This is a genomic window from Micromonospora sp. LZ37 (genome assembly GCF_059359015.1).
Genome location: NZ_JCADBL010000006.1, coordinates 51,251 through 63,667, shown reverse-complemented (window position 1 = coordinate 63,667; position 12,417 = coordinate 51,251). Strand labels below are relative to the sequence as shown.

At 71.9% G+C, this 12,417-nt stretch carries 13 protein-coding genes; 9 read left to right on the top strand and 4 right to left on the bottom strand.

The genetic code is table 11. From position 1 onward, the window contains the following. Window positions 1-60: 60 nt before the first annotated feature. Window positions 61-597: a GtrA family protein gene (locus AC5L3Z_RS14530; protein ID WP_494842711.1), complete on the bottom strand. Its 537-nt coding sequence runs from the start codon at window positions 595-597 to the stop codon at window positions 61-63. A gap of 459 nt (window positions 598-1,056) precedes the next feature. On the opposite strand from AC5L3Z_RS14530, the gene AC5L3Z_RS14525 reads away from it, so the two are divergent. The 4 genes from AC5L3Z_RS14525 to AC5L3Z_RS14510 all read left to right on the top strand — a co-directional run bounded on the left by AC5L3Z_RS14525 (window position 1,057) and on the right by AC5L3Z_RS14510 (window position 5,920). Next, window positions 1,057-2,901, top strand: a complete 1,845-nt coding sequence (locus AC5L3Z_RS14525; RefSeq protein ID WP_494842283.1) for a phosphoenolpyruvate carboxykinase (GTP) — start codon at window positions 1,057-1,059, stop codon at window positions 2,899-2,901. Between the two features lie 36 nt (window positions 2,902-2,937). Beyond that, window positions 2,938-3,792, top strand: a complete 855-nt coding sequence (locus tag AC5L3Z_RS14520) for a hypothetical protein (RefSeq protein ID WP_494842282.1) — start codon at window positions 2,938-2,940, stop codon at window positions 3,790-3,792. Between the two features lie 162 nt (window positions 3,793-3,954). Further along, window positions 3,955-5,118 carry a geranylgeranyl reductase family protein gene (locus AC5L3Z_RS14515; protein WP_494842709.1) on the top strand — a complete coding sequence of 388 codons (1,164 nt, stop codon included), beginning with the start codon at window positions 3,955-3,957 and terminating at the stop codon, window positions 5,116-5,118. Window positions 5,119-5,149: 31 nt separating this feature from the next. Continuing rightward, a complete protein-coding gene (locus AC5L3Z_RS14510) occupies window positions 5,150-5,920 on the top strand; it encodes an isoprenyl transferase (RefSeq protein ID WP_334523559.1) in 771 nt (256 codons plus the stop codon). 75 nt (window positions 5,921-5,995) lie between these two features. Here the strand turns inward: AC5L3Z_RS14510 and otsB are convergent, their stop codons facing one another. The 3 genes from otsB to AC5L3Z_RS14495 all read right to left on the bottom strand — a co-directional run bounded on the left by otsB (window position 5,996) and on the right by AC5L3Z_RS14495 (window position 7,884). Continuing rightward, window positions 5,996-6,835 (bottom strand): trehalose-phosphatase, encoded by an 840-nt coding sequence (gene otsB / locus AC5L3Z_RS14505; RefSeq protein ID WP_494842281.1) that lies wholly within the window; start codon window positions 6,833-6,835, stop codon window positions 5,996-5,998. A 92-nt stretch (window positions 6,836-6,927) separates the two neighbouring features. Beyond that, complete coding sequence (locus AC5L3Z_RS14500) at window positions 6,928-7,281, bottom strand: hypothetical protein (RefSeq protein WP_494842279.1); 354 nt, start codon at window positions 7,279-7,281, stop codon at window positions 6,928-6,930. A gap of 162 nt (window positions 7,282-7,443) precedes the next feature. Then, window positions 7,444-7,884, bottom strand: coding sequence for an XRE family transcriptional regulator (locus AC5L3Z_RS14495; RefSeq protein ID WP_494842277.1), 441 nt, complete (start codon window positions 7,882-7,884; stop codon window positions 7,444-7,446). Window positions 7,885-8,151: 267 nt separating this feature from the next. Here AC5L3Z_RS14495 and AC5L3Z_RS14490 point away from each other — a divergent pair, with 267 nt between their 5' ends. The 5 genes from AC5L3Z_RS14490 to AC5L3Z_RS14470 all read left to right on the top strand — a co-directional run bounded on the left by AC5L3Z_RS14490 (window position 8,152) and on the right by AC5L3Z_RS14470 (window position 12,383). Further along, entirely contained in the window at window positions 8,152-8,496 is a 345-nt protein-coding gene (locus tag AC5L3Z_RS14490; RefSeq protein ID WP_494842275.1) for a hypothetical protein, read from the top strand. A 31-nt stretch (window positions 8,497-8,527) separates the two neighbouring features. Further along, window positions 8,528-8,866 carry a hypothetical protein gene (locus AC5L3Z_RS14485; RefSeq protein ID WP_494842273.1) on the top strand — a complete coding sequence of 113 codons (339 nt, stop codon included), beginning with the start codon at window positions 8,528-8,530 and terminating at the stop codon, window positions 8,864-8,866. A gap of 352 nt (window positions 8,867-9,218) precedes the next feature. Continuing rightward, entirely contained in the window at window positions 9,219-10,628 is a 1,410-nt protein-coding gene (gene phoH2, locus AC5L3Z_RS14480; RefSeq protein ID WP_494842271.1) for an RNA 5'-3' helicase PhoH2, read from the top strand. A gap of 285 nt (window positions 10,629-10,913) precedes the next feature. Further along, the gene (locus AC5L3Z_RS14475; protein ID WP_494842270.1) at window positions 10,914-11,615 is read left to right on the top strand and encodes an aggregation-promoting factor C-terminal-like domain-containing protein; all 702 of its coding nucleotides are present in this window, start codon (window positions 10,914-10,916) and stop codon (window positions 11,613-11,615) included. A 114-nt stretch (window positions 11,616-11,729) separates the two neighbouring features. Continuing rightward, window positions 11,730-12,383: a rhomboid family intramembrane serine protease gene (locus AC5L3Z_RS14470; RefSeq protein WP_334523583.1), complete on the top strand. Its 654-nt coding sequence runs from the start codon at window positions 11,730-11,732 to the stop codon at window positions 12,381-12,383. The last annotated feature ends 34 nt before the right edge of the window (window positions 12,384-12,417 follow it).

Here is a 12,417-nt window from a genome sequence, read left to right as displayed (position 1 = left end):
GAACACCTTAGGCCAGTGGACGGGGCCGGCTCGATCCGGCAGGACGGGATGGGCGGCAGGTCACGCCCCGGTCGGGCGTTCGGGTGCCGCCTCCGGAACGGGGCGGTTTCCCGCTGCCACGAAGACGAACCGTCGGTACGACCAGAATCGGAACAGCGTCGCCAGGCCCGTGCCTACGAGGTAGCTGGCGATGTTGTCGGCCAGCGCGGTCTGGAACACGTCCGGCCAGACGCTGCCCAGGCCGTACCGGCTGAGCGCCAGGACGGCGACCGTGATCCCCAGGCCCACCGCGTTGAAGAAGAAGAACAGCCCGTACTCCCGCGCCGGGTTGGAGCCCTTGCGGTGCCGCCACGTCCAGAACCGGTTGCCGAGGAAGGCGATGGTCGCCGCGATGACGGTGGAGATCGTCTTGGCGGTCACCTGCTCCACCCCGCGCACGTTGGCGAGGTAGTTGAAGATGGTGAAGTCGACCAGGAAGGCGAAGCCGCCCACGGTCGCGAACTTGCCCAGCTCGCGGACGAGGTGACCGAAACGGTCCAGCAGAGAGTGGACCAGACCCGGGCGGGTCGGCGGGGAGTCCGGTTGACCCCCGGTCATCGTCGCGGCCACCCGCCGAGCGTACCGGTTGGGGGCACGCCGGGCGGGTAGCAATGTCAAGCCGGCCACGTCCCGGGCGCGTCCGGGCGGGCGGGCTGCCAGGGCGCCCGTGGTGAACAGAGCGTAACCCCGTTGTGGAGCGTCGGTCGCCCGGTCGGCGAATCGTCGGCCCGGTGCCAGGCGTCCGGATTCCTCGCTTCGCCGGCCCCCGTTCCGGCGGCCCGGCGACAGTTCCCCACAGGATTTGCGTGAAACTGCGCGTGAAAGCGGGTATCAGCTCGTGATGCCGCAGCCGGGCCGCACCTTGTGCAGTTGTTCACAACCAGTCCCACTGACTCGCGGGTCCGCCCGGTTTACGCTGAGCGCAATCCCAGGTTTCCACGAAGGCGACGCGGCTCGCGCCCGCCAGAACTCGTGCATCCCATAGAACGGTCAGCGTCGACCACAAGGAGATGTGTCATGGTTGCTCCGGCTGCTGTGCGGGGTATCGATCAGGCCCCGACGTCCCACCCCAAGCTGCTCGCCTGGGTCAGAGAAGTCGCGGAACTGACCACCCCGGACCGGGTCGTCTGGGTGGACGGGTCCGATGAGGAGTGGCGGCGCCTCACCGACGAGCTGGTCGAGGCCGGCACCCTGATCCGGCTCAACCCGGAGAAGAAGCCCAACTCGTTCTACGCGCGGACCGACCCGACGGACGTCGCCCGGGTCGAGGAGCGCACCTACATCTGCTCCGTCGACGAGGCGGACGCCGGCCCCACCAACAACTGGATGGCGCCGGCCGAGATGAAGCAGACGATGACGGAGCTCTACCGCGGCTCGATGCGCGGCCGGACGATGTACGTCATCCCCTTCTGCATGGGTCCCGTAGAGGCCGAGAGCCCCATGTTCGGCGTCGAGATCACCGACAGCCCGTACGTGGTCGCCTCGATGCGGATCATGACGCGAATGGGCGCGAAGGTGCTCGAGGCCATGGGCGACGACGCCGACTTCGTGCACGCGCTGCACTCCATCGGCGCCCCGCTCGCCCCCGGCCAGCAGGACGTCGCCTGGCCGTGCAACGAGACCAAGTACATCTCGCACTTCCCGGAGACGCGGGAGATCTGGTCCTTCGGCTCGGGCTACGGCGGCAACTCGCTGCTCGGCAAGAAGTGCTACTCGCTGCGCATCGCCAGCGTGATGGGGCGCGACGAGGGCTGGCTCGCCGAGCACATGCTGATCCTCAAGATCACCTCGCCGGAGGGCAGGGTCTACCACGTCGCCGGCGCCTTCCCGTCCGCCTGCGGCAAGACCAACCTGGCCATGCTGGAGCCCACCATCCCGGGCTGGAAGGTCGAGACCATCGGCGACGACATCGCCTGGATGCGCTTCGGCCCCGACGGTCGCCTCTACGCGGTGAACCCGGAGTACGGCCTCTTCGGCGTGGCGCCGGGCACCGACTGGAAGACCAACGCCAACGCCATGCGGACGCTGGACCGCGGCAACTCCATCTTCACCAACGTGGCCCTCACCGACGACGGCGACATCTGGTGGGAGGGCATGGGCGAGCCGCCGTCGCACCTGATCGACTGGAAGGGCAACGACTGGACGCCGGAGAGCGACAGCCTCTCCTCGCACGCGAACAGCCGGTTCTGCACCCCGATCACCCAGTGCCCGATCCTCGCCGACGACTACTTCGACCCGAACGGCGTGCCGATCGACGCGATCCTCTTCGGTGGCCGCCGCCGGGACACCATCCCGCTGGTCACCGAGGCCCGCGACTGGGTACACGGCGTCTACATGGGCGCCACGCTCTCCTCGGAGACCACCGCCGCCGCCTCCGGTGAGGTCGGCGTCGTCCGTCGCGACCCGATGGCGATGCTGCCGTTCATCGGCTACCACGCCGGCGACTACTTCCGGCACTGGATCGAGATGGGCAAGGGCGCCGACGGCGACGAGGCCAAGCTGCCCAAGATCTACTACGTGAACTGGTTCCGCAAGGACCCCGAGGGCAACTTCCTCTGGCCCGGCTTCGGCGAGAACTCCCGGGTGCTCAAGTGGGTCGTCGAGCGGCTCGAGGGCCGCGCCGACGCCGTCGAGACCCCGATCGGCATGGTCCCGGCCCAGGACGCGCTGGACGTCGAGGGTCTGGACATGACCCCGGAGGACGTCCGGATCGCCCTCAAGGTCGACCCGGAGGAGTGGCGCCAGGAGCTGCCGCTGGTCACCGAGTGGTTCGAGAAGTTCGGCGACAAGCTGCCGGGCGTCCTCTGGGCCGAGCTGGACGCGCTGCGCGCCCGGCTCGACGCGGAGCAGCCGCAGCGGTAGGTGTGACGGTTGCCCGTACCGGGCACCACGGATGCCATGAGGACGGCCGCCGAGACCACCCAGGTCCGGCGGCCGTCCGCCGTCCGGGCCCTGACCGTTCTGCTGGCCACGACGGCGGCGGCCACCGTCGTGGTCGAGCTGCTCAACTGGTGGTACGCCCCGGAGCAGGAGTTCGGTCTGGCCGTGCGGACCGGCTGGGCGATGCTCCGGTCGCTGGGCTTTCTGCTGCTGATCGGGCACGTCAACCGGGGTCGTACGGTCGCCAGACCGCTCGGGCTGATCCTCGCCGTCACCACCGTCTTCGCGGTCGGCCGGCTGGTGGTGCCCCGGCAGGGGGTGCCGCCGCTGCCCGGACTGCTCGGATTCGCCGTGCTCACCGCCCTCTGCGTCGGCGTCGTCGTGCTGCTCTACCGCTCCGACGCCGTCGCCGGCCACCTGGTCCGGCACCGCAAGAGCCTGGTCGTGACGGGTGGCACCATCTCCTGGCGGGAGGTCGCCCCGAAACGGCCCCCGGTCACCGCCTGGCTGCTCACCAGCCGGGTGGCCGCCTTCACGTACAGCCCGTTGATGCTGGTGCCCGCCCTGGTCGCCGGGGGCGCCGTCCTGGACGGGCGGCTGGCCGCCGTGCCGGTGGTGCTCTTCTGGTTCCTAGCCGGGATCGCGGTCAGCTACCTGGTGCTCTTCTGCACCGCCTTCCTGATGCGCGGCCGGTCGTGGGCCCGCCGGCTGCTGGTGTTCGTCACCCTCGGGGTGCTCGCCGTGGACCTACCGCTCTGCTGGTGGCTGCTCGGCGTCGACGGCCTCATCCGCGACGGCGGACCACTGGTCGCCGCCGCCACCCTGACCCTCTACGCCCTCCACCGCGCCACCGCCCCCTCCCCCGAACCCTGACCACCCGACCGGACACTTCCGGTGATCATGAAGTTGACGGCACTCGCGGAGATCGAAGTCGCCGTCAACTTCATGATCACCGAGAGTGGCTGTGGGTGGGCCGGTGCGGCGTCGGGGGGTGGTGGGGTGGGCGGGGGAGGATGAGGATGAGGGGGGAGCGGGCTGCGGGCGGGAGGGGGCGCGGTGAGCGACGAGTTCGACGTGATCGTGGTCGGGGCCGGGCCGGCCGGGTCGGCCGCAGCGCTCGCCGCCTGCCGGGCCGGCGCGCGGGTGCTGCTGGTGGACCGGGCCGACTTCCCGCGCGACAAGGCGTGCGGCGACGGGATCACCCCGCACGCGCTGGACGTCCTCGCCGAACTGGGGGTGGCCGACGCCGTCGCCGGGTACGCCCCGCTGCCCGCGCTGCGCCTGGTCGCTCCGGGCGGGGGCGCGGTGGCCCGGCCGCTGCCCCGGCCGGCGTACACGGTGCCCCGGAAGGTCTTCGACGCCCGGCTGGTGGCGGCGGCGGTGGCGGCCGGCGCGGTGCTGCGCCGGCACACCGTCCGCCGGGTCGAGCCGCGGGACGGCCACGTGGTGCTCGACGGGGAGGTGACCGCGCGGGCGGTGGTCGGGGCGGACGGCGCCGGGTCGCTCGTCCGGCGAACCCTCGGCCACCCGGCCAACCCGGACCGGCACCTGGCCCTGGCCATCCGGGGGTACGCCCCGGCGCTGCCCGGTCCGCCCGAGCAGCTCATCGTCACGTCGGGGGCGCGCTGGCCGGCGTACGCCTGGTCGTTCCCGATCGGCGACGGCCGGGCGAACATCGGGTACGGGGAGGTGCTGCGGGGTGAGCCGCTCAGCCGGGCGCACCTGCTCGACCGGCTCGCCGCGCTGCTGCCGCGGACGGACCCGGCGACGGTCACCGCGCTGCGCGCACACCACCTGCCGCTGTCGACGCACCGTCCCGCGCCCGGCCGGGGCCGAGTGGTGCTGGCCGGCGACGCGCTCTCGCTGATCAACCCGTTCACCGGCGAGGGGATCTTCTACGCCCTGCTCTCCGGGGCGCTGGCCGGGGCCGCCGCCGCGCAGGCGCCGGCCCGGGCGGCCGACCGGTACGCCGCCGACCTGCGCCGGCGGCTCGGCACCCACCTGCGGCACAGCTCGGCCGCGGCCTGGCTGGCCCGGCGCCGCCGGGTGGTCGACGCCGCCGTCCGGGCGGCCCGCCGGGACGACCGCGTCTACACGTCGGTGGTGGAGCTCGGTCTCGGTGACGGCCGGCTCGACGCCCGTACCCTCGCCATGATCGGTATTGGTCTGCCGGCGCGGGATGGGCCACCGAGGCGATGATCCGGCGCTCGGGTCGCTACCCTGCAAGGTGATGACACTGCGGAACCTCCTCTACTCCGTGTATGAGCGCCGGCTGACGGCGTCGCTCGCGGGCAAGCCGGTGCCCCGGCATGTCGGCGTGATGTGTGACGGCAACCGCAGGTGGGCGCGGGAGATGGGCTACGTCGACCCGAACGACGGGCACCGGATGGGCGCCGAGCGGATCAAGGAGCTGCTGCGCTGGTGCGACGCCGCCGGTGTGGGGCACGTCACGCTCTGGCTGCTCTCCACCGACAACCTCTCCCGGCCGGCGGAGGAGCTCGATCCGCTGCTCCAGATCATCGAGGACCTGAGCACCGAGCTGGCCGAGGAGGGCAACCCCTGGCGGCTGCGGATGGTGGGCGCGCTGGACGTGCTGCCGGCGCACCACGCGCAGGCGCTCAAGGCCGCCGAGGAGCGGACCCGGGACCGGGCCGGTGGCGCCCAGGTCAACATCGCCGTCGGGTACGGCGGCCGGCGGGAGATCGCCGACGCGGTCCGCTCGCTGCTGCACGAGCACGCGAAGGCCGGCACCAGCATCGAGGAGCTGGCCGAGGTGCTGGACGTGGACCACATCTCCGAGCACCTCTACACCCGGGGCCTGCCCGACCCGGATCTGATCATCCGGACCAGCGGCGAGCAGCGACTCTCCGGTTTCATGCTCTGGCAGTCGGCGCACTCCGAGTTTTATTTCTGCGAACTCAACTGGCCGGACTTCCGCCGCGTCGACTTCCTCCGCGCGCTGCGCTCCTACGCCACCCGCCAGCGCCGCTTCGGCGCCTGACCCCGCCGGGGCCGCCCCGGTGCGGCGGGCTGTCGCTGCTGGGCGGCCGGGCAGTACGTACCCGGCTCCCGACGGTTACCCGACACTGTCTCCGGTGAGGTGCGGAAGGGCGGCGGTGAGGAAGTCGCCGAGGGCGGCCGGGGAGTCGATGGTGAGGTCCGCGGCCTCCGCGACCTCCTGACCGGTCTCCGGGTTGGCCACCGCCACGCAGACGCCGAGGAAGTCCGGGTCGGCGGCGGCGCGGGTCCGCAGCGCGGCGAAGGCCTTGATGTCGGAGACGTCGTCGCCGAAGTACCAGGCGCCACCGGCGTCCCGGACCACCTCGCCGATGACCAGGCCCTTGTCCCGGTCGACGGGTGGCTTGAGCTCGAGCACCATCCGGCCGGCCTGCACCTTCAGCCCGAGCCGCTCGGCCTGCTCCCGGCCCCACCGCTCCACCTGAGCGCCGAGCTGCGGGGCGGTACGCCAGTGCAGCGCCACGCTCAGCCGCTTGAACTCGACCAGCGTGCCGGCAGGCAGCTCGGCCCGGGCCTGGTCGGCCAGCTCCGCCATCGTCGGCACCCAGGGCAGGGCGGCCGGTTCGGTCACGGTCTCGCCGCCGGAGTGGCTGTGCTCCAGCCCGTAGAGGCCGTAGAGGTCGATGCCGGCGAGGCCGCCGAGGTGGTCGCGGAGGAAGTCGACCGGGCGGGCGGAGACGATGGCCACCCGTTGCACCACCGGGGCGAGCGCCTCCAGCGCGGCCAGCACCTTCGGCGCGGGCTGCACCGCGGTGGGATCGTCGTCGACCGGCGCGAGCGTGCCGTCGAAGTCGAAGAAGAGCACGGTGTCGCCCGCCCGCGCGGCGGTGGCCCGCCAGGCAAGGTCGGCGTCCAACGGGGTTTTCGGCTGCTGGTTGCCCAGATTCAACGGCGACACGGGCGTCAGCGTACCCCGGGGATCGTCACTCATTCGTGGCCGCGATGTGACGGCGGACCCGGTGTCCGGCGCGGGGGCGGCCTGGCGTCGTTTCAGCGTTCGGCGGCTCCCCGTCCTCGGCGCCCGAACGGCACGACGGCGGCTTCCTGACCGTGGTTGAGCAGGTAGCCCTCGACGAAGCCGCTGTTCCGGTCGCCGGCGTGCGCCTCGATCTCGTTGAGCCGCGCCACCAGGAACTCGGTGAGCGCGCTGACCCGGTCGTTGAGCCGGTCGTGCAGTTCCGCGACCACGGCCAGGACGACCGCGGTGCCGGCGGTGGTGAGCGCGAAGAGGTTGACGACCAGGGGAAGCTGCTCGCCCTCAACCGCGCCGATGACCACGTTGGCGGTCACGCACGATGTCACCGACACCGCCGCGATCACTATTGCCCACCATTTCAGGGTCATGGACAGACCCCTCCTTCTGTCCCGCAGGGCTGGGTTCGGCCTTGTCCCGTCCCCCCGCCGACGACGAGCCCAAGCAGTACGAATACGGACGCTAGCGTGCCCGTTCCGGCCCCGGAGCGAAACGATCGGGTCTGACCAGGCGTTCTTTCGCCATCTGAGGAACTACCCGGCCTGATCCTCTCGCTTTCGGTCAGTTGCCGGGAGAGTTGGGCGGTACGCGAGGTAACGGATGGTTTCCCGGATGTGGAACTTCTCCGCGTCCGACACCGCGGGGTCCACCAACCGGCGCAGCAGCGCCTCGACGTCCGGGTCCATCGGCGGGGTGGGCACCGGGTTCCGGGGGGCCGCCGCCCGGTCCCAGCCCAGCGCGGCGAACGCGTGCGCCGGGTTGAGGCCCAGCCCTTCGCAGAACGCCACCACCCGTTCCACCTCCGGGTCGCTGGCCCAGTCGCCGCGGACCCAGCGGTTGATGGTCTGTCGGGAGACGCCGGTGCGGCGGGAGACCTCGGTGCCCGTCCACGCCCGCATCGCGCGGGCGTCGTCGAGGGCCCGGCGGACGAAGGCAGCGAAGGCGATCTTCCGTGCGGGGGCGGTCTCGGTCACCTCGTGACGGTACGGCGTGCGGGCCTTCAGGGGCGCCCCGGGCACACCTGTGTCACGCGAACGGGACGTGCGCGTGGACCCGCCGGTAAACGATCCAAAACCACTGCTGAGGGGTGTCACCTGGGCAGAATAGAAGAACTTAGGTGCGGCGGTAACCGCACGAAAAGCTGATACTGTCACGCTCATGGGACAATCTACGGTGTGTCTCGTGCATGAGACGATCAGTGCTCACATGTGTCACGCCTCCTCCGCCGTGAGGGAGGGGTGGTGACCGAACTCGCGACCCGCGCGCAGGCCTTCGGCCTGATCGCGGAGGGGGTTGCCGCCGGCCTGAGCGCACCCTGGCGCCTGTACCTCGCCCGGGGTTGCCGCTACCTGTCACTGAGCGTCGGGGACCGGGCCGAGTGGGACGCCTGGCGTACCCACCTGGGCTGCCCGGAGCTGAGCGTCCGGGTCTACGACGCCGGCGGCGAGATCCGCCGCTCCTCGGTCGCCGAGGTGGTCCTGGACGCCTGCCGGATCAGCGTCGAGCTGGTCGAGGAGATCGGCACGGACGATCTCGACCGGCTCCTGGTCGTCGATCCCACCGGCGTCGAGCCGGAGGAGCGGTGAGCCGGCCGGGGCGGCGCGTCGGAGCCGCCGGATGAGCCCCTTCCTCGCGGTCTTCCTCGTCCTCCTGCTCGGCGCGACCAGCTACGCGGCGGGCCGGCTGCACGGTCAGCTCAGCTACCGCATCGGCTACCGGTTCGGCTATCGGCAGGGCTACTTCGACGGCGACCGGGGGGCGTGGAACCGGCGCCGTCGGGACGCCCAGGCCGCCATCGCCACGGCGCTGTCCGTGCCGGTGGGCGACGCACCGGTGGTCACCGGGAAGCTCCCCGCTCCGGCGGTGCGGCAGGGCACCACGTACACCGGCTCCTCCCCGGTCCGGCCGGTCGCCACCCGGCACCCCGCCGGGACCCTGGTCCGGCGGCAGGGCTGAGGCCGGCCGGCACCACCACCGACCCGGTGCGCCGTCCGCGGCGGACGCGCACCGCCGGGGCCACGTCAGACCGGTGACGGTGGTCCCACCGGCCGGGATGCGCGCAGGGGGCATGCATCCCGGCCGGTCCGCCGCCTCGCGTTCACGTCCCGGTCGGGGGAGATCCACCCGGACCTCTAGCCGAGGGGGCCCGGCGCCGCTAGCGTCTAGGCATGGCACGGGGTCCACCCGGGCCAGCCGGTCCGCCCGGATCTGCGACCTCGCGCACGGGGTTCCGCATCCGACCCCGTGTCCCCGGGCACCGGAGGAGGCGGAACACGGGTGGCGGGTGCCCATCCGTCGGAGCAGGCCTGTGACCACTCGCCGTACGACCGCCGGTGCCGACCCGACCCCGGCCGCGACTGCCACGACCCGCCGAGCCAGCCGGAGCCGCCGTACGGCCGTCCCGGTGGCGCCAGAGGAGCCCCGACCAGCCGGCCAGGCGTTCGTCCTGGACACCTCGGTGCTCCTCTCCGATCCGGCGGCCTTCCACCGGTTCGCCGAGCACGAGGTGGTCCTGCCCCTCGTGGTCATCTCCGAGCTGGAGGGCAAGCGGCACCACCCGGAGCTGGGCTGGTTCGCCCGACAGTCGCTGCGCATGCTGGACGAGCTGCGGGTGCGGCACGGGCGGCTGGACCACCCGGTGCCCGCCAACGACTCCGGGGGCACGCTGCGGGTGGAGCTCAACCACTCGGACGACGGCGTGCTGCCCCCCGGCTTCCGCAACGAGTCCAACGACGCCCGGATCCTCTCCGTGGCGCTCAACCTCGCCGCCGAGGGGCGGGAGGTGACGCTGGTCAGCAAGGACATGCCACTGCGGGTCAAGGCCGCCTCGGTCGGGCTGCGCGCCGACGAGTACCGGCACGGCCAGGCCAGCGACCCGACCTGGACCGGCATGGCCGAGCTGGAGCTGGGTGAGGAGCAGATCGGCCAGCTGTACGCGGGGGAGACCCTCGACCTGGACGCCGCCGCCGGCCTGCCCTGCCACACCGGCCTGGTGCTGCACTCCACCCGCGGCTCGGCGCTCGCGCGGGTGCTGCCGGACAAGACGGTCCGCCTGGTCCGTGGCGACCGGGAGGCGTTCGGCCTGCACGGCCGCTCGGCCGAGCAGCGGATCGCGCTGGACCTGCTGCTGGACGAGTCGATCGGCATCGTCTCGATGGGTGGACGGGCCGGCACCGGAAAGTCCGCCCTGGCGCTCTGCGCCGGCCTGGAGGCGGTGATGGAGCGCCGCCGGCACAAGAAGGTGATCGTGTTCCGCCCGCTCTACGCCGTCGGCGGCCAGGAGCTGGGTTACCTGCCCGGCTCCGAGTCGGAGAAGATGTCGCCCTGGGCCCAGGCGGTCTTCGACACCCTCGGTGCGGTGGTGCACGAGAACGTGATGGAGGAGGTCACCTCGCGGGGCATCCTGGAGGTCCTCCCGTTGACCCACATCCGGGGCCGCAGCCTGCACGACGCCTTCGTCATCGTGGACGAGGCGCAGTCCCTGGAGCGTGGTGTCCTGCTCACCGTGCTGTCCCGGATCGGTCAGGGGTCGCGGGTGGTGCTCACCCACGACGTGGCCCAGCGGGACAACCTCCGGGTCGGCCGGCACGACGGCGTTACGGCGGTGATCGAGGCGCTGAAGGGGCACCCGCTCTTCGCGCACGTCACGCTGAGTCGCTCGGAGCGGTCCCCGATCGCGGCCATGGTGACGGATCTGTTGGAGGACATCCCCGGTTGACCTCTCCGGGCGCCGGGTACGCCCTTCATCGTCCGCATTCGCTTTGTGGCACAGATCACAAAGTGCTCTGTTGGTTTCCCATCAGCCTCACCGTGCGCGATGGTGTCCAACGAGCGCCCACGCCTCGGCAGGATCGTCGAGCATCGTTCGTCCCACCCCCGGACGGGCCTCGGCGAGGCCGGTGCGGCAGTGTCGACCGGCTGCGGTCGGGGCGCTCGCGGCACGACCGGGCCCGGAGACGGCCGGCCTCGCGCCGCGTCCTTGCCCCCGACGAAGGGACACTTCGTGAGTCGGCTGTGGAGTCGGTTCGGTGCCCGCACGGCCGCTGTCGCACTGCTCTCCGTGGGCGTTGCCGGCGGTTTCTACCTCGGCGAAGACCGGGAAACCCAGCAACAGGGTCTGACCTCGCAGGTCAGCTTCCAGGTCGATCAGGCCGAGTACCAGTACCAGCGCGAGCTCCAGGCCGAGCACCGGCGCTCCTCCGCCCAGCAGCGGAGCGCCGAGTACCAGGCGAAGCTGCGCGCCGCCGAGGCCGCCAAGGAGGCCGCCCAGCGGGCCAAGGCGGCCGAGGCCGCGGCGGCGTCCCGGAAGAAGGCGCGCGAGGCGGCGGAGAAGGAGGAGGCGGCGGAGAAGGAGTCGGAGTCCAAGGCCTTCACCGGGCCGATCCCGGCTTCCTGCAACGAGTTCAGCGGCAACCGTGAGATCGGATGCGCGCTGCTGCTCGACGCCGGCTTCAAGATCGACCAGATGCCGTGCCTGGACAAGCTCTGGAACAAGGAGAGCGGCTGGAACCACCGGGCCAGCAACCCCTCCTCCGGGGCGTACGGCATCCCGCAGGCCCTGCCGGGCAGCAAGATGGCCTCGGTCGCCGACGACTGGCGGACCAACCCGGCGACCCAGATCAAGTGGGGCCTCGGCTACATCGAGGGCCGGTACAACACCCCCTGCGGGGCGTGGGCGCACAGCCAGGACGTCGGCTGGTACTGATCGACTCCAACGACGGCGGGGCGGGTGGGCGACCACCCGCCCCGCCGTCGTCGTACGGCGGACCGGCGCGCGGCCAGGTGGCGGTCGCGGGCGATAGCTGATACCCCTTGCAGGGTGACCCTGCACCCGATGGGCGGCGACCCGACCCGGTTCGGCACCGAGGCGTTCTACGCCTCGCTCGGCCGGGCCTTCGTCGCCATGTGCGCGGTGGTGCCGTTTCTCTTCGTCATCGAGGCGATGGACCAGGGGCTCGACTTCGGCCTCGACGTGGCGGCCGGCATCATCCCGCACCGCATCCAGGGCCTCGACGGGGTCTTCTTCTCACCGTTCCTGCACCACGGCTTCGACCACCTCTACAGCAACAGCATCCCGCTGATCCTGCTCGGCACCTTCGTGCTCGCCGCCGGCACCCGCCGCTTCCTCTGGTCCACCCTGATCATCATCCTGGTCAGCGGGCTGGGCGTCTGGTTCACCGGCGCGTCCAACTCGGTGGTGGTCGGGGCGAGCGGGGTCATCTTCGGCTACCTGGGCATCCTGCTGACCCGGGGCATCGTGGAACGCAGCTGGTGGAACTTCGCGGTGGTGCTGCTGGTCGGGCTGCTCTACGGCTGGCAACTGCTCGGCATCCTCCCGACCGACGAGCGCATCTCCTGGCAGGGGCACCTGTTCGGGCTGCTCGGCGGGGTGGTGGCGGCCATCCTGTTCCGGCGCCGCCGGCCCGAGCCGTACGGGCCGCACCGTCCGGAGTCGACGCTGATCGGGCCCTGAGCCTCGAGACCCGCCGGTGGTCGCAGCACGCGGG